Below are 17,417 nucleotides of genomic sequence, written 5' to 3'. Positions count from 1 at the left end.
GGAAGAAGCGCCTTCGCCGTCATGGCCGGCGGCGACGATCATGCCGCGGCGGCAAACTTGCCTGACAACTTGCCAACGCCCGCGTGCTTGCGCTTATAGAAACGAGCGCACCCACGCAGGAGCCCGAGCCCATGTCCACCGACGAACCAGACGACAAGTCGATCCCCCGATCGGCGAGAGGGTCTGGTCGACGGCTGCGGGGCGCGGTGGCGCACTATCTGGGCAGCGCCATCGTCTCGGGCCAGATCGCGCCCGGCGAGAAGCTGACCGGCGAAATCGCCAACGCCGAGGCCCTGGACGTCTCGCGCAGCGCCTATCGCGAAGCCGTCCAGGTTCTGACCGCCAAGGGCCTGGTCGAGAGCCGCCCCAAGGCGGGCACCCGGGTGCTGCCGCGAAGCCGCTGGAACATCCTGGATCCTCAGGTGCTGGCCTGGGCCTTCTCGGCCGAACCCGACGTCAGCTTCGTGCGCGACCTGTTCGAGCTTCGGGCGATCGTCGAGCCCGCCGCGGCGCGCCTCGCCGCCGAGCGACGCGACAAGGACGACCTCAAGACCATGAAGGACGCCCTGGCCAAGATGCGCCGCCACACCCTGGCGACCGAGGCTGGCCGGGCGGCCGACCGCGCCTTCCACGACGCCCTTCTGGGCGCCACGCACAACAGCGCGATGATGGCGCTCAGCGCCAGCATCAGCGCCGCGGTCAGCTGGACCACCGAGTTCAAGCAGCGCTCGCGCGCCCTGCCCCGCGATCCGGTGCCCGACCACGCCAAGGTCTTCGACGCCATCGCGGCGGGCGATCCCGACGCGGCCAGCGCGGCCATGCGCGCCCTCGTCGACCTGGCGCTGGATGACACCCGATCGGCGATGTAGAGCCTCTCCTAGGGCTTGCTCAGCGTGAAGCTGTCGACGTCCAGCCGCCCCTCGCCGCCCTTGGGGTTGTAGCAGAACAGGCCGTATTGCTGACCCTGGAAGGTCCCGGTCCGCCAGTCGAAGGCCAGCGGGAAATCACCCGGCATAGCGGTCCAGGCCTTGCCGTCCAGGCTGTAGCCCAGGGCCGCCTTGTCGGTGGTGAAATCCATCTCGACCGACAGCCACAGGTCCGCGAGCGGGATCGCCAAGGCCTCGCCCCGCGGCGTCGTCTTGGGCCCCTCCTGGGTGCTCTCGACCAGGCGCGCGGACAGCGCACCCCGCCCGTCGGCCGTCCGGGTGACGACCAACTGGCTGGAGAACTTGCCGAACGTGCCGAAGCCGCAGGCGTCGCCGACCGTCAGTCCCCGCACGTCCAGCTTGACCACGCCCCGCCCGCGCGGCGCCTGGCCCTTTTGCAAGAGGGTGTTGCGCGCGGTCCAGAACTGGTCGCTGGTCGTGGCCTTCAGGCGCAGATAGCCCGGCCGCTCGCGCAGCGACCAGCGGCTGTCGTCGGGATTGTGGTTCCACTGCCACTGCCGGCCCAACGCCTTGCCGCCGAAATCGTCGGAGCTGAGCGGCTCGACGAAGGCCCCGCCGGCGATGGGCTTGGCGGCGACGTCGGGCACGCGGCCGGGCGCCTCGGGCGTCCCCCAGACCGGCCAGTCGTCGCGCCAGAACACCGGGCTGATATTGGTGACGCGGCCGATGGCGCCGGCGTCGCGCATCACGAAGCCGTACCAGCCGCCGTCGGGCAGATCGACCAGCGCGCCCTGGTGGCCGCCGGTGGTGTCGTCGATCTGGTCGCGCGTCTCCCACGGCCCGGTCAGGCTGCGAGCGCGCGAGACGGTCAGGGCCAGGCGTCGCGGGATAGCGTTGAACAGATAGTACCAGCCACCCCGCTTGATCAGTTTCGAGCCCTCGGCGCCCTTGATGTAGTGGATCTTCCGCGCGCTGGTGACGGCGGTCAGGTCGGCGTTGAGGCTGAGCAGGGTGATCGTGCCGTCCGCGCTGCTGGCGGTGGCGATATAGCCCTTGCCGTCGTCGTCGAAGAACAGGGCGGGGTCGAAGGCTTCGCGATCGAGCTCGCGCATGCTCCAGGGTCCGCGGATGTCGGCGGCCGAATAGATCCGGGTGTTCCGCCCCACCGGCGTGACGGTGATGTAGAAGCGCCCGCCGTGGCGGCGCAGGCTGGGGGCGTAGACGCCGTGGCGATAGTCGCCGCCGTCGGCCAGGTCGTATTTGGGATTGCCCGTCAGTTTCGGCATCACGTGGCTGACGATGTCCCAGTTCACCAGGTCCCTGGAGTGCAGGAGGGTGAGCCCCGGCGTGTTCACGAAGGTGGTCGAGGCGAAATAGAAATCCTCGCCGCCCCGGATGATGTCTGGATCGGGATAGTCGGCGTTGAGCGGCGGGTTGTGATAGGTCCCCTGCCCGCTATCGGAGCGCCAGACCTGGGCCTGGACGCTCGCGGCGGCGCAGGCCAGGCCCAGGGCTAGGGCCGACACGATCAGCGTGGATGGCTTTGGCATGAGGCCCTCGAATAGTCGCCAGGCGACTAGTGGTTGTCGCGCGGCAGGCCCTTGGTCTGGGCGATGCGCTGGTACTTGACGGCCGGTTCGAGGACCGCCCCGGTTTCCATCTGGCCGACCACCGCGCGCTGCATTTCCTGCCACGGCGTCTGGCTTTCCGGATAGGCGAAGCCGCCCGCCACATCGAGGGCCTTGCGGCGTTCGACGATCTCGGCGGCCGAGACCAGCACGTCGACGCGCGACTTGCGCAGGTCGAAGCGCACGCGGTCACCGGTCTTCAGCAGCGCCAGGCCGCCGCCCACCGCCGCTTCCGGCGAGGCGTTCAGGATCGAGGGCGAGCCCGAGGTGCCCGACTGGCGCCCGTCGCCGACGCACGGCAACTGGTGGACGCCTTGTTTGATCAGGTAGTCGGGCGCGCGCATGTTCACGACCTCGGCCGCGCCGGGATAGCCGACCGGCCCCGCGCCGCGCATGAAGAGGATCGAGTTGGAGGTGATCCCGACCGCAGGATCGTCGATCCGGCGGTGATAGTCCTCGGGCCCGTCGAAGACGACCGCGTCGCCCTCGAAGGCGTCCGGATCATCGGGATTGGACAGATAGCGCTCGCGGAACTCCTGGCTGACCACGCTGGTCTTCATGATCGCCGAGTTGAACAGGTTGCCGCGCATGACCACGAAGCCTGCTCGCTCGACCAGCGGCCGCGAGAAGGGACGGATGACGTCCTCGTCCTCGATCGCGGCGCCGCGATACTGCTCGCCGATGGTCTGGCCGGAGGCGCATCTGGCGTCCTCTCGGATCAGTCCCTGCTCGATCAGCTGGCCGAACACCGCCGGCACGCCGCCGGCGCGGTAGTAGTCCTCGCCGAGATATTCACCGGCCGGCTGCAGGTTGACCAGCAGCGGCACCTCTTCGCCGAACTGTTGCCAGTCGTCGATCGACAGCTCGACGCCGATATGGCGCGCCAGAGCGTTCAGGTGGATCGGGGCGTTGGTCGAGCCGCCGATGGCCGAGTTGACGACCACGGCGTTTAGGAAGGCGTCGCGGGTCAGGATGTCGGACGGCTTGAGGTCCTCGTGGACCATGTCGACGATGCGCAGGCCCGTCCGGTAGGCGTTCTCCTGCCGGTCGCGATAAGGCGCCGGGATCGCCGCCGAGCCGGGCAGCGACATGCCCAGGGCCTCGGTCAGCGAGTTCATGGTCGTGGCCGTGCCCATGGTGTTGCAGTAGCCCGTCGAGGGCGCGGAGCTGGCCACCAGCTTGATGAAGCCGGCGTTGTCGATCTCGCCGGCCGCCAGCATCTCGCGGGCCTGCCAGACGATGGTGCCCGAGCCTGTCCGCTTGCCCTTGTGCCAGCCGTTCAGCATGGGCCCGACCGACAGCGCGATGGCCGGGATGTTCACGGTCGCCGCCGCCATCAGGCAGGCCGGCGTGGTCTTGTCGCAGCCGATGGTCAGCACCACGCCGTCCAGCGGGTAGCCGTAGAGCAGCTCGACGAGGCCGAGGTAGGACAGGTTGCGGTCCAGCCCCGCCGTCGGACGCTTGCCGGTCTCCTGGATCGGGTGGACGGGGAACTCCAGGACGATCCCACCGGCGGAGCGGACGCCTTCGCGCACGCGCTCGGCCAGGACCAGATGATGCCGGTTGCAGGGCGAGAGATCCGAGCCGGTCTGGGCGATGCCGATGATGGGTTTGCCCGACTGCAGTTCTTCCAGCGACAGGCCAAAGTTCATGTAGCGCTCGAGATAAAGCGCGGTCATGTCGGTGTTGTCGGGGTTATCGAACCAGGCGCGCGAACGGAGCTTGGGTGCGTCGCTTGTGGGGGAAACCATGAAGAGCCTTGTCGCTGCTTAGTCCGGCTCGGCGCCGGTAGCTTGCTGAACTCCATCAGAGTGGCAAATCACCGCGCGCCTCGCTCGTATTTGTCTGACTATAATTTCAACGAAACAGGGTCAATCGACTAGGCCGAGCCTTAGCCATGCGCGCAACCGCGTTGGGCGCATGGCGGAGCCGATTCAGGCCGCTTCGCCGACCTTGTCCGCCTCCTGCGCGCCCCCGGTCGGCTTGCAGCCCCAGAGCGCGTAGAACAGCACATAGAGCTCGCATACCGCCGTCAGCAGGAACGACACCTGCAGGCCGTAGGCGTCGGCGATCTGCCCCTGGACCACCACCAGCGCACCGCCGGCGATGGCCATGACCAGGAGCCCCGAACCCTCTTCGGTCAGCGGTCCCAGGTTCTTGATGCCGAGCGTGAAGATGGTGGGGAACATGATCGAGTGGAAAAGGCCCACCGCGATCAGGCTCCACATCGCCAGCGGCCCATGGGCCAGGACCGTGACGATCATCACGACGAACGCCAGCAGGCTGGCCACGGCCAGGATCCTCTCCGCGGCGACCTTGCGCATCAGCTGGCTGCCGACGAAGCGGCCGACCATCATCCCGCCCCAGAGCAGGAACAGGTAGCGCGAGGCCTGGGCATGGGTGACGCCGCCGATCTCGGGCGCGGAGATGAAGTTGATGAAGAGGTTGCTGACGCCGATTTCGGCGATCAGGTAGATGAAGATGGCCGGCACGCCGAGCACCAGATTGCGGTGGCGCCACAGCGAGTGCTTCTTGCGTTCCTCCGCGCCGGCGCGTTGAGCGGCCAGACCCAGCTCAGGAAGCTTGTAGAAGGCGATGACGACCGCCAGGGCCACCAGCACCACCGCGACGATGAAGTACGGCAGCTGCACCGACTGGGCGTCGGCGAGGCGTTGCGCCGGCGTGAGGACCGCCCCGGCCTGGCTGTTGCCCGAGGCCGAGCGTGACAGGATCAGCCAGCCGCCGAACAGCGGCGCCAGCGTCGTGCCCATCGAGTTGAAGGCCTGCACGAGGTTCAGACGCGAGGAGGCCGTCTCGGGCGGTCCGATGACCGCCACATAGGGATTGGCCGCGACCTGCAGCAGAGTGATCCCCGAGGCGATGATGAACAGCGCCGTCAGCACCACGCCGTAGGACGGGATCCGCGCGGCCGGGATCATCAGCAGCGCGCCCAGCGCCATGATCAGGAGGCCGGTCACCAGGGCGCGCTTATAGCCGATCTTCTCGATCAGCTTGGCCGAAGGCAACGAGGCGACGAAATAGGCGATGAACCAGGTCGATTCGATCAGGGTGGTCTGGGTGTAGTTGAGGTCGAACACCGAGCGCAGATGCGGCAGCAGGGTGTTGTTGATCACCGTGATGAAGCCCCACATGAAAAAGAGGCTGGCCAGCAGGGTCAGGGCCGATTTCTGCGTGACCGCGGAACCGCCGTCCGACCGCGCGGCCGACGTCATGGGCGCTGGCGCCATTGGATAGTCTCCCGAATGTGATGCTCGGCGCGACGTCGGTTGCGCACGTTTGTTTTGTCGGAGTATATGGCGGTCACCATGACCGTCAATCGAGAGCGGTCAACAGGATCGGGGAGAAGGTTCGAATGCGCGTCGCAAACCTGTCGGCTGGAGCGGTGGCCCTGCTCACCCTCGCTGGCCCGATCGCCGGTCATGCCGCGACCCTGTCGCGCGCCGCCTTCGGCCAGACGCCCTCGGGCGAAGCGGTCGAGGCCTTCACCCTGACCAACGCTCACGGGGTCAGCGCCACCGTGATCACCTACGGCGCCACCCTTCAGTCGCTGGTCGCGCCGGGCCGCGACGGGACCAAGGCCGACATCGTGCTCGGCTTCGCCGACGCTGGCGCCTATGCGCGCAACGCCAGCTATTTCGGCGCGACGGTCGGACGCGTCGCCAACCGCATCGGCAAGGGCCGCTTCACGCTGGACGGCAAGAGCTACCAATTGGCGCTGAACAACAACGGCGTCGCGGCTCTGCACGGCGGGGTGAAGGGCTTCGACAAGGTCGTCTGGAAGGTTCTGGACGCTAAGTCCGACGCCACCGGGGCGTCCGTGACACTGAGTTATGTCAGCCCGGATGGCGACCAGGGCTATCCGGGGACCCTGACCGCCACGGCGACCTACGCCCTGGACGAGAAGAACCAGCTGACGGTGACCTACGGCGCGACGACCGACAAGCCGACCATCGTCAACATGAGCAATCACGCCCTGTTCAACCTCGCGGGCGAAGGCTCGGCCGCCGGCGCCATGGGCAATGTCCTCACCCTCCTCGCCGACGGCTACACGCCTGTCGACGCCGAACTGATCCCGACCGGCGAGATCAAGCCGGTGGCCGGCACGGCGTTCGACTTCCGCAAGCCGACCGCCGTGGGGACGCGCATCCGCGACGCCCGCGATCCGCAGATGGTCATCGGCCGCGGCTACGACCACAACTACGTCCTGAACGGCAAGTCCGGCGCCCTGCGCCTGGCCGCGCGCCTGTCCGACCCCAAGAGCGGCCGCACGCTGGATGTGCTGTCGGACCAGCCCGGCATCCAGTTCTACGCCGGCAACTTCATCGACGGCACGATGGTGGGCAAGAGCGGCAAGATCTATCGCCAGGGCGACGGCATCGCGCTGGAGCCGCAGCACTTTCCCGACGCGCCGAACAAGCCGGCCTTCGCCTCGATCCGCCTGAACCCGGGCGAGCGCTACAGCAATCGCATGGTCTTCAAGCTCTCCATCGCGAAGTAGCCAGTAAGGACAGTCCAGAATGACGTTTGTACAATTTGTCGACGGCGTGGGCCGGCGCGGCCTGGCGATGCTCGACGACGAGGGAACCGCCCGTCAGGTCAGCGTCGCCGACACCCTGCTGGACCTGGCCCACAAGGCGCTGGCCTCGCGATCGACCCTGGTCGAAACTGCGCGATCGGCGCTGGGCGAGACGGTCGACATCGCCGCCGCCCTGGCCGAAGGGCGCGTGCTGGCGCCGATCGACCATCCCGATCCCGCGCACCTGTTCCTGACCGGCACCGGCCTGACGCACCTCGGTTCGGCCGAGGGACGCGACAAGATGCACAAGGCGGCCCAATCTGGCGAACAGCTCACCGACTCCATGCGGATGTTCCTGATGGGCGTCGAAGGCGGCAAGCCGGCGGCGGGCCAGACCGGCGTGCAACCCGAGTGGTTCTACAAGGGCGACGGCTCCCAGCTGGTCGGCCCCGGCCAGCCGCTGACGTCCCCCAGCTTCGCCCAGGACGGCGGCGAGGAGCCCGAGATCGCCGGCGTCTATCTGATCGGTCCCGACGGGACGCCGCACCGGTTGGGCTTCTGCCTGGCCAACGAGTTCTCCGACCACGTGATCGAGCGCGGAAACTACCTGTGGCTGGCGCACTCCAAGCTGCGCAACGCGGCGCTCGGTCCTGAGCTGCTGCCCGGGGCCCTCCCCGCCGATGTGCGCGGGACCAGCCGCATCGTGCGTGGCGGCGAGACCATCTGGGAAAAGCCCTTCCTGTCGGGCGAGGCGAACATGTCCCACGCCATCGCCAATCTCGAGCATCACCACTTCAAGTACGACCTGTTCCGCCGCCCCGGCGACGTGCACGTCCACTTCTTCGGCACCGCCACCCTTTCCTTCTCCGAGGGCTTCCAGACACAGGAAGGCGATGTGTTCGAGATCGAGGCCGCGCCGTTCCGCTATCCGGTCAGCAACCCGCTGGCCCAGGCGGTCGAGCAACCCGTGACCGTGAAGGCGCTGTGACTCCGATCCGCCTTGCTCTCGTTGGCCTGGGCAAGATCGCCCACGACCAGCACGCGCCGGCCATCGCCGCCGATCGCCGCTTCGAACTGGCCGCTGTCGTCAGCCGTCACGCCGGTCTCGACGGCGTCGCCCACTTCGCCAGGCTGGAGGACCTGCTGGCCGATGGCCTGGCGATCGACGCCGTGGCCCTGTGCACGCCGCCCCAGCCGCGCCACGCCCTGGCGCATCTGGCGCTGGCGGCCGGCAAGCACGTCATGCTGGAAAAGCCGCCGGGCGCGACGCTGAGCGAGGTCGAGGACCTGCGTCAGGTCGCGGCCGCCCGGGGGCTGACCCTGCAGGCGACCTGGCACTCGCGCCATGCCGCGGCCGTTGAGCCCGCGCGCGCCTGGCTGGCCGAACGGTCCGTCAACGCCGTGCGGATCAACTGGAAGGAAGACGTCCGCGTCTGGCATCCGGGCCAGGACTGGATCTGGGAAGCGGGCGGCCTGGGCGTCTTCGACCCCGCCATCAACGCCCTGTCGATCGCCACGCGCGTCCTGCCCCGCCCGTTCTTCCTGTCGCGCGGCCTGCTGCACGTGCCGGCCAACCGGCAGTCGCCGATCCAGGCCGAGCTGGACTTCCGCGACACGGCCGGCGCGCCGATCCGCGTCGAACTGGATTTCCTCCAGACCGGTCCGCAAAGCTGGGACATCGAGGTCGACACCGACGACGGCGCGCTGAAGCTGACGAACGGCGGCGCCAAGCTGTGGATCGACGGCAAGCTGCTGCACGAAGGACCCGACCGCGAATATCCGGGCCTCTACGACGCCTTCGCCCGGCTCATCGCCGACGGGGCCAGCGACGTGGACACCTCGCCGCTGCGCCACGTCGCCGACGCGTTTCTGCTCGGCGAGCGCCGCGTCGCGCCGGCCTTCGACTGGTAAGGCCGCGAGGCCTCACCAGCGCCAGGAACGCTAACGTCTATCGAAGGCCAGGTTGCGGCTGAAGAACGGCAGCACGTGATCCTGGAAGCGGGTCGGAACGTCGCTGGTGTGGTCGCCGGGATAGATCTCGAAGCTGTTGGCCAGGCCATAGCGGTCCATCACCGCGTGAAGCTTGGCCGCGTCGTCCTTCAGCCCGTCACGATCGCCGACATCGATCGCGATCGCCTTGTAGCGTCGCAGAGCGCCGACATACTGGTCGATGAAGGCCAGGGGCGCGTTGGCGGCCCACTTGGCCACCACGTCCGGCCGGGTCACGCCGTTCTCGACCGGCAGGTCCAGATAGAGCGGCGGCTTCTCCGGATTGGGCGACCACGCCGCGGCCGTGGCCAGCTGGGCGCGTAGGCCCCAAGGCAGCTTGGCGGCGTCCTGCAACGTCTTGACCTCAGCCAGAGCGGCGGCCGCGCCAGGAGGGGCCTGCGCCGGATCGCGTGGCGACAGGCAGCAGGGGCTCATCATGTAGAGCGCGCCGAACACGTCGGCATGGCGCATGCCGATCCGGCTGGCGCCGTATCCGCCCATCGAGTGGCCCACCAGGCCACGGCTCTCGCGCCGGGCCAGGGTGCGATAGTGCTGGTCGACATAGGCGACGAGGTCCCGGGAAACGAAAGTCTCGAAGTCGCCCGTGGTCTGGGAGCTGGAATACATCGAGCCGTTGTGCACGGTCTTGCTGTCGGGCAGCACGACGATCACCTCGCCCGCGCCCTTGGCGAAGGCCCCCGCGATCGTCTGGGACGCGTGGATCTCGCCGCTCCATTGCTCGGCGCCGATCGAGTAGCCGTGTAGCGCGTAGACGACCGGATAGCGCCGCTTGGGATGGCTGGCATAGCCTGGCGGCAGGAACACCAGCACGTCACGATCGGCGGTTTCGCCCTCGAGATTGCCCTCGATCGCCGGCGAATGGACCTTGATGCGCTGGAGCGTGACCGGCTTGGCGCCGGCGACGGCCGGGGGCGCGTTGGTGGCCACCTGGGCCTGCGCCAGGGTCGTCCCGGACAGCGCGATCGCCATCGCGCAGGCCAGCTTGGCCCAGCCATGGCCGCGCCCGGCCTTGATCTCGGATCTCTTCATTCAAACCCTCCCTGTTCACTTTGCGATCTTGCGTCGCGCAATTTGTTAGCGTTACCATTTGTCCGTCTAAAAGATTTCGACGTCAACCGTTCCGGCTGGATTGCAGGCGGCCTTCGGAAGACGCCTTTGACCTGCATGCCGAGCACTAGAACGGGGTAACTCGACGAGGACGGACGCCACGAAAATGGCGCTGCGCGTCGCGTCCACAATTCAAAAAAGACTGAGTAATTAGGGAGAAGACGATGCGATACGGATTGATGCTGGGCGCGTGCCTGGCTGGGTCGATGGTGGTCGCCACCATGACCTCCGCGGCGACGCCGGTCACGGTGACCATCGACGGCGCCCAGCGCGCCGCGCCGATCACCAAATACGAATACGGCATGTTCATCGAGCCGATCGGCGGACTGGTGGCCCGCACGCTGTGGGCCGAGATGCTGGACGACCGCAAGTTCTACTATCCGGTCGTCGCGCCGGCCCTCGATCAGCCCCCGCCCCTGAACGCCGAAGGTCGGCCCGGGGTGACCTATCGCAAGTGGCGCCCCGTGGGCGCGGACAATGCGGTGACGATGGACGCCAAGGCGCCCTATGTCGGGAAGCAAAGTCCCGTGATCGGCGTGGACGCCACGACCCGTAAGGGCCTGTCACAGGCCGGCATCGGCCTGGCCAAGGGCAAGCGCTACGACGGCTACCTGCAACTGGCCGGCGATCCGGGAGCCAGGATCGAAGTGACCTTGATCTGGGGCGACGGTCCTGAGGCACGCCAGACCGTGACCCTGCCCGCGCCAGACGCGGCCTGGAAGCGCGCCGACTTCAGCTTCACCCCGACGGCAGACGCGACCGACGCGCGCCTGGAGATCACCGGCCTGGGCTCCGGCTCGTTCCGCGTCGGCGCGGTGTCCCTGATGCCTTCCGACAACATCCGCGGCTGGCGCGCGGACACCACGGCGATCGCGCGATCGCTCAATTCGGGCATGTGGCGCCTGCCGGGCGGCAACTTCCTGTCGGACTGGGACTGGCACAGCGCCATCGGTCCGCGCGACAAGCGCCCGCCGATGTTCGACCACGCCTGGAGCGCCATGCAGCCCGACGACATCGGCATTGACGAGTGGATGGATCTGACCAGGATCATTGGCGTCGAGCCCTATGTCACCGTCAACGCCGGCCTGGGCGACGCCAATTCGGCGGCCGAGGAGGTCGAGTATCTCAACGGCCCGGCCACCAGCCCCTGGGGCTCCCGTCGGGCCGCCAACGGCCACCCCGAGCCCTATGGCGTCAAGTTCTGGAACATCGGCAACGAGCCCTACGGCTGGTGGCAGATCGGCAAGACCTCGCTCGACTATTTCATGATCAAGCACAACGCCTTCGCCGACGCGATGCGGGCGGTGGATCCAAGCATCACCCTGATCGGCTCGGGCGCCATGCCCGACCAGATGCATCCGAAGGACACCAAGGAAAACGCCTCCCTGGAAAGCATCGCCCCCAAGTTCGGGACCGAGTGGGACTGGACCGGCGGCCTCCTGGCCAAGGCCTGGGGCAATTTCGACGGCATCTCCGAGCACTGGTACGATCGCCCCGAGGCGCGGCCGGACGCGCCCAAGGACGCCGAACTGATCGAATACGTCCGCGCGCCCTCGAACCAGGTGCGGATGAAGGCCGAGGAGTGGAAGATCTACCAGAAGCGCTTCCCGGCGATGGAGGCCAAGAAGATCTTCCTGTCGATCGACGAGTACGCCTATTTCGGCGAGGTCAATCTCAAGTCGGCCCTCGCCTACGCCATGGTGCTGCAGGAGATGCTGCGCCACACCGACTTCCTGACCATGGGCGCCTTCACGACCGGCGCCTCGACCATGGACATCACGCCCACGGCGGCGACGCTCAACACAACCGGCCTGATCTTCAAACTCTATGGCGAGCGCTTCGGGACCGGCGTCACGCCGCTGGCCGTTCAAGGCCAGGCCCCGCAACCGGCCCCGCGCTATCCCGTCGGCTTCGCCCATCCCCAGGTGCGCGCCGGCAGCGCGACCTACCCGCTCGACGTGATCGCCGGCCTGACGCCGGACGGCAAGGCCCTGCGGGTCGGCGTCGTCAACGCCACCTTCGAGGCCCAGACCGTGAAGCTCGACCTCAAGGCGCTCGCCGTGGGCGGGCCCGGCCGCAAGTGGGTGCTGAGCGGTCCGGACCTCAAGGCCCAGAACAAAGTGGGGGCGCCGGACGGCGTCACGGTCAAAGAGGGCTCCGCCGCCGCCCTGTCAAAGGGCCTGTCGGTCTCGCCCACCTCGGTGACCATCTTCGAGTTCCCCATCGTGCGGCGCTGACGTCAACGGGCGCCGGCCTCCGGGGTTGGCGCCCTAGCCGCCGCGGAGGGCGCGCATGACCAGGGCCCGGACGCGGCCATGGGCGCTCTTGTCGAGCAGCCCATGGCGCTCGACCGGCAGATGGGCCAGCGGATGACCGTCGGGCCGGAAGACGTAGTGATCGAAGAACGCCCGCCAGGCCGCGCGTTCGGCCGGCGGACGCTCGGCGATGGCGGTCATGGCCAGCATCATCGTCAGGTAGGGCGCGTCGGGACCGACGGCGGCGGCGTCCCACCAGTAGTTGACCAGCATGTTGACCGGCTCCAGCGCCTCGACCTGATGCCACCAGAGTTTGGGCAGGAACAGCGCGTCGCCGGGCTGAAGCTCGACCACCCAGGCGCGGGACGCGGCGGCCGCGAAGCGCGGGTAACGCGGATCATCGGCTGGCGCGCCGGCCGCCATGGCGATCGGCTGGCCTGCCAGGGTGTGGTCGATCGGCCCGACATAGAGATCACCGACCGCATCGGGCGGATAGAGGGTGAAGCGTCTTCGCCCGGCCACGACGCAGGCGATGTTGTCGTAGGTGTCGTAGTGGCAGGCCACGCGGCCGGCATTGCCCAGCCAAACGCGCGGCCGGATCGCCGGCCCCAGCAGGTCGAGCCGGTTGTCCTTGTCAAAGCCTGGAACATAGTCGTCGACCGGCAGCGAACCCATGTAGAGGCTGGCCAGCCCGGCGTCGGCGGCGGCCTTGCCCATGCGATCCAGTCCCTGAGCCAGGGTCATGGATACGCGGTCGAAATTGAACCCTTCGGGCCCGTCGCCATAGTCGTAGCGACCAGCGATGACCGGTGGACCGACGAACACTTCGCCCATGCGATCGGTCGCGAAGTCGAGGAGATAGGCCACCAAGTCCGGCCATCCGATGTTGGCGGCCTGCACGGCCGGCCAGGCTCCGCACAGACCCGGCAGCACGACCGGTTCGCAACCGGCGGCGAGTTCGGCGAAGGCTTCGGTCCCGCCGAGGGCAAGAGCGCCCGGCTCGGCCCGCCGAGGCCCAGGAGAGGGCGGCGGCTTCATGCGGCGAGCTTGTCGTTCCGCAGCTTGGCCAGCGCCGAGACCTGCCTGAGCGAGCCGCTCATCGCGTAGACCAGCTGCAGATCCCCGCGCCGGAAAAGCCGCAGCGCGGCCGCGTCATCCAGCTCGCTCAAGGCGTCGAGGCTGACGGTATAGAGCCCGTTCAGAGAAAGACTCCGGCCGTCATCGAAGGAGAGATCGATGTCGATCGGCTCGATGAGCTTCAGCGCCAGGAGTCCCTGTATGAAGCGCTCGCTCTCGGCCACGCCCGCCTGCAGCTGAGCCAGGACATGTTGCAGCCGGCGGGTGGCGGCGGTGGGTTCGCCTTGCGCGTCGAAAAGCGGCGCGCCCTGGCCGGTGACGAACCGGGGATGATCACGGTCGACGGCGATCACGCCGCCGTCGGTCAGAAAGACCCCCTGGCGCTCGAGGTCCAGGGGCGTGAACGAGGCCTGGGTCGTTTCCCCGACGCCAACAAGACTCTCGCCCGGCTCGAAGCCGAACATGGCGCCCGCATAGAACTGACCCGTGTCGGCGTTCTTGGTCAGGAAGACGGGGCACACGGCCGCTGCCGCGACGAATTCCGACGGCACGATCTGGACGAAGTGCGGGCCGGCCGCCGGAAGCGGGCCAAGCCGCAGGCGGCCGTGATCCTGGGCGTTCAGCAACTGCAGATCCATCGTCCCTCCCCCGCCGCTCGCCGTTTGTTCGGAGCGGCTTTGGTTACCCCTAACGCGTCCAGCGACAGAGGTCTAACGCGACGATAATTACACCGACAAATAGATATTGATACCGGTACCTTTTGGAGCTACCGTTCTCCCATAAGTAATAAGAATGCATGCGGGAGGATGTGATGCGCTACCTACGCCGCGCTTTGGCGAGTCTCCCTCATACCCAGTGAATTCGCGACATTAGAACGCTCGCGGATAAGGCCGGCCGCACGTGCCGGTAACAAGTCATCCCATGACACCTGGAGGGGGAAATGAAGCTATCCAACTTTTCTTATCAGAGTAAATCCGCGCGCGGATTGAGCGGTAGGCTCGCGCTTGTCGGCGCGTCCAGCCTGCTGGTCTTGGCCCTCTGCGGCGCCGCCAACGCCACGGAAACCGCCGACGAGGTGATCTCGACCGCCTCGACCCTGGCCGCTCCGGCCGCGGAACAGGCCGGCGCGTCGCAAGCCTCCGATCAAAGCGTGGTCGAGGAAGTCATCGTCACGGGCCTGCGCGGCTCGCTGCAACGCAACCTCGACATCAAGCGCAGTTCGGCCGGTGTCGTCGACGCCATCTCGGCCGAGGACATCGGCAAGTTCCCCGACTCGAACGTCGCCGCCTCGCTGCAGCGGCTGCCGGGCGTGTCGATCCAGCGTTCCGGGGCCCGCGGCGAGCCGCAGGGCATCACGGTCCGCGGCTTTGGCGGCGACTTCAACGAGACCCTGTACGACGGCCGCCGGATCTCGACGGCGACCGGCGGTCGCTCGGTCGATTTCAGCACCGTCGGCGCGGACTTCGTCGGCGGCCTGAGCGTCCTGAAGACTCCGGACGTGTCGCTGTCGAGCAGCTCGATCGGCGCGACGGTCAACGTCTCCTTCCCCAAGCCCTTCGACCATCCGGGTCGCCGCATGGCCCTCAGCGCGTCGGGTTCGGTGCAGGACGACGCCGGCAAGTTCGTGCCCACGGTCGGCGCGCTGTTCAGCGACACGTTCGCCGACAACAAGTTCGGGGTGCTGGTCGACGCGATGTACACGCGCCACGACACCCAGACCAACCGCGTCTATGTCAGCGGCTGGCCGGGCGGCTACTACGCACCGTGCCAGTTGACGGCGGCGTGCACCCCCGCCCAGCTTTCCGCGGGCAAGACGGTCCTGGGCTGGTTCGAGCAACAGGCCGGCGCGACCCAGATCTACACCAAGGATGAGCGCCTCGACGGCCGCATCGCCCTGCAATGGGCGCCGGTCGAGGGCGTGACGGTCACCCTGGACGACAACTATTCGCGCCAGAACATCCGCGCGGACAATTTCGGCTACGGCATCTGGTTCAACCAGGACGGCCTTCGGAACGTCAAGCTTGACCAGAACGGAACGACGGTCGACTTCACCCAGGCCGGCTCGCAGACCGACTTCACGGCCGGCACCGACCGTTCGGTCCTGCGGACGAACCAGACGGGCCTGAACCTGCAGTGGGAGGTCTCCGAGAACCTGAAGTTCGAGGCCGACGGCAGCTACGCCAAGAGCTGGATGAACCCGGGCGGCGAGATCACCAGCGACAACGCCGACGTCGGCTACGGCTTCGGCATCGGCCCGTCCCTGGGTATCAGCATCGGCGGCAGCAGCGACAACACGCTTCCGGTCCTCCACGGCTACGGCCCCAACGGCGACGGGTCGCGGTGGGCGGACACCTCGGTGATCGGCTCCCACGTGGTGGTGCGCCAGGCCCAGCAGAACACGGACGTCGTCAAGCAGTTGCGCTTCGCCGGGTCGTGGGAGCAGGACGGCTTCAAGATCAAGGCCGGCGGCACCTACCTGGAAGACCACTACAAGTTCCAGCAAAGCAACACGTTCGTGAACAACTTCTGGCAGGCCTATCCCGGCTACGGTCCCGCCTCGGGTCCTAACGGCGGGGTCATGGTCCCGGCCAGCCTGTTCACCGAGAAGGTCAGCACCAAGAACTTCATCCCCGGCTTCGACGGCGCCCTGCCGCCCTACCTGCTGAAGTTCGACGCTCAGGAGTACCAGAAGTTCCTGACCGGCCTGGGCAACCCGCAAGCCAAGAACATCCCCGGCTTCAACTACAGCGGCAGCGGCGTCGGAACCCAGTTCACCGGCGCGTTCGACATGGCGCTCGACAACGGCAGCATCCGCGACATCACTGAGAAGACGTGGTCGCTGTTCGTGAAGGCCAATTTCGACATCGAGGTGGCCGGCATGCCGTTCCACTTCAACGCCGGCGTGCGCGAGGAGAACACCCACGTCACCTCGGCCGGCTTCGGTCAGGTGCCGACGGCGATCACGCGCAGCGCCGGGGATCCCACCCTGCTGACCGTGTCGCTGAGCGCGCCCCAGAGCGTGTCGACCAAGAGCAACTACTCGTACCTGTTGCCCAGCCTCGACATGAAGCTGGAGCTGACGGACAGCATCCACCTGCGTCTGGACGCTTCACGCACCCTGACCCGCCCGGGCCTCAACCTGCTGACCCCCGTGGCCAGCGTGGGCACCGGCCAGCGCGTCGGCGCCCTGACGGCCAGTGGCGGCAGCCCCTCGCTGAAGCCCTATCTGGCCGACAACTTCGACGCCGCTGTCGAGTGGTACTACAAGCCCAACTCGTACGCGGCGGTGAACTTCTTCATCAAGGACGTCAGCAACTTCATCGTCGGCGGCACCCAGCGGCAGACGATCAATGGCGTGATCGATCCAACGACCGGCCAGCCGGCGATCTTCAGCGTCACCCAGCAGGTGAACGGACCGGAAGCCACCGTGCGCGGGGTCGAACTGGCCTGGCAGCACGTGTTCGGCGACAGCGGCTTCGGCTTCAACGCCAACGCCACCTTCGTCGACACCAACAAGCCCTACGATCCCAAGGACATCTCCCAGAGCGGCTTCGCGATCACGGGCCTGGCCAACTCGGCCAACCTCGTGGCCTTCTATGACAAGAACGGTCTGGAGGCCCGCGTGGCGGTCAACTACCGCAAGGAGTATCTGCGCGCTTTCGGCCAGAACCAGAACACCGGCGCGTTCGGCTCCGAGCCGACCTTCGAGAACCCGAACCTGCAGATCGACTTCAGCACCAGCTACGCGATCACCAAGCAGATCACCGGCTTCTTCGAGGCGCTCAACCTGACCAACGAAGTCCAGAGCACGCACGGGCGGTTCGACAACCAACTGCTCGACGTGTTCGCCTACGGCCGCCGCTATACGGCCGGGGTCCGCTTCCGCTTCTAGTATTCCCCTCCCCTAGACTGGGAA

General features: G+C 67.5%; 12 protein-coding genes. 6 read left to right on the top strand and 6 right to left on the bottom strand.

What is annotated here, in order from left to right:
* Positions 1 to 131 precede the first annotated feature (131 nt).
* Positions 132 to 869 carry a FadR/GntR family transcriptional regulator gene (locus tag AC1RJ9_RS08400; RefSeq protein ID WP_492837628.1) on the top strand — a complete coding sequence of 246 codons (738 nt, stop codon included), beginning with the start codon at positions 132 to 134 and terminating at the stop codon, positions 867 to 869.
* Positions 870 to 877: 8 nt separating this feature from the next.
* On the opposite strand, the gene AC1RJ9_RS08395 is transcribed toward AC1RJ9_RS08400, so the two are convergent.
* The 3 genes from AC1RJ9_RS08395 to AC1RJ9_RS08385 all read right to left on the bottom strand — a co-directional run bounded on the left by AC1RJ9_RS08395 (position 878) and on the right by AC1RJ9_RS08385 (position 5,763).
* Complete coding sequence (locus AC1RJ9_RS08395; protein WP_492837629.1) at positions 878 to 2,437, bottom strand: glycoside hydrolase family 43 protein; 1,560 nt, start codon at positions 2,435 to 2,437, stop codon at positions 878 to 880.
* Between the two features lie 26 nt (positions 2,438 to 2,463).
* Positions 2,464 to 4,266, bottom strand: a complete 1,803-nt coding sequence (locus AC1RJ9_RS08390) for an IlvD/Edd family dehydratase (protein ID WP_492837630.1) — start codon at positions 4,264 to 4,266, stop codon at positions 2,464 to 2,466.
* A gap of 183 nt (positions 4,267 to 4,449) precedes the next feature.
* Positions 4,450 to 5,763 (bottom strand): sugar MFS transporter, encoded by a 1,314-nt coding sequence (locus tag AC1RJ9_RS08385; RefSeq protein ID WP_492837631.1) that lies wholly within the window; start codon positions 5,761 to 5,763, stop codon positions 4,450 to 4,452.
* 125 nt (positions 5,764 to 5,888) lie between these two features.
* On the opposite strand from AC1RJ9_RS08385, the gene AC1RJ9_RS08380 reads away from it, so the two are divergent.
* From AC1RJ9_RS08380 to AC1RJ9_RS08370, 3 genes are read left to right on the top strand one after another with little or no spacing between them, the layout of a single operon-like run.
* Complete coding sequence (locus tag AC1RJ9_RS08380; protein ID WP_492837632.1) at positions 5,889 to 7,034, top strand: aldose epimerase family protein; 1,146 nt, start codon at positions 5,889 to 5,891, stop codon at positions 7,032 to 7,034.
* Positions 7,035 to 7,053: 19 nt separating this feature from the next.
* Positions 7,054 to 8,040: an AraD1 family protein gene (araD1, locus tag AC1RJ9_RS08375; protein WP_492837633.1), complete on the top strand. Its 987-nt coding sequence runs from the start codon at positions 7,054 to 7,056 to the stop codon at positions 8,038 to 8,040.
* Positions 8,037 to 8,963, top strand: coding sequence for a Gfo/Idh/MocA family protein (locus tag AC1RJ9_RS08370; RefSeq protein WP_492837634.1), 927 nt, complete (start codon positions 8,037 to 8,039; stop codon positions 8,961 to 8,963). The genes araD1 and AC1RJ9_RS08370 overlap by 4 nt, the downstream gene beginning before the upstream one ends.
* Positions 8,964 to 8,993: 30 nt before the next feature.
* On the opposite strand, the gene AC1RJ9_RS08365 is transcribed toward AC1RJ9_RS08370, so the two are convergent.
* The gene (locus AC1RJ9_RS08365) at positions 8,994 to 10,091 is read right to left on the bottom strand and encodes an alpha/beta hydrolase (protein ID WP_492837635.1); all 1,098 of its coding nucleotides are present in this window, start codon (positions 10,089 to 10,091) and stop codon (positions 8,994 to 8,996) included.
* A gap of 242 nt (positions 10,092 to 10,333) precedes the next feature.
* Between AC1RJ9_RS08365 and AC1RJ9_RS08360 the strand changes: the two genes are divergently transcribed.
* Positions 10,334 to 12,406, top strand: a complete 2,073-nt coding sequence (locus AC1RJ9_RS08360; protein WP_492837636.1) for an alpha-L-arabinofuranosidase family protein — start codon at positions 10,334 to 10,336, stop codon at positions 12,404 to 12,406.
* A gap of 33 nt (positions 12,407 to 12,439) precedes the next feature.
* Here the strand turns inward: AC1RJ9_RS08360 and AC1RJ9_RS08355 are convergent, their stop codons facing one another.
* Positions 12,440 to 13,462, bottom strand: a complete 1,023-nt coding sequence (locus AC1RJ9_RS08355; protein WP_492837637.1) for a cupin-like domain-containing protein — start codon at positions 13,460 to 13,462, stop codon at positions 12,440 to 12,442.
* A complete protein-coding gene (locus AC1RJ9_RS08350; protein ID WP_492837638.1) occupies positions 13,459 to 14,139 on the bottom strand; it encodes a SapC family protein in 681 nt (226 codons plus the stop codon). The genes AC1RJ9_RS08355 and AC1RJ9_RS08350 overlap by 4 nt, the downstream gene beginning before the upstream one ends.
* Positions 14,140 to 14,486: 347 nt before the next feature.
* Between AC1RJ9_RS08350 and AC1RJ9_RS08345 the strand changes: the two genes are divergently transcribed.
* Positions 14,487 to 17,393 carry a TonB-dependent receptor gene (locus AC1RJ9_RS08345; protein WP_492837639.1) on the top strand — a complete coding sequence of 969 codons (2,907 nt, stop codon included), beginning with the start codon at positions 14,487 to 14,489 and terminating at the stop codon, positions 17,391 to 17,393.
* The last annotated feature ends 24 nt before the right edge of the window (positions 17,394 to 17,417 follow it).

The sequence above is a fragment of the Caulobacter sp. GW822-FHT07D08 genome, from assembly GCF_058798735.1.
Note: the sequence above shows the minus strand (reverse complement) of the source record. Positions and strands in the feature narration are given on the sequence as shown.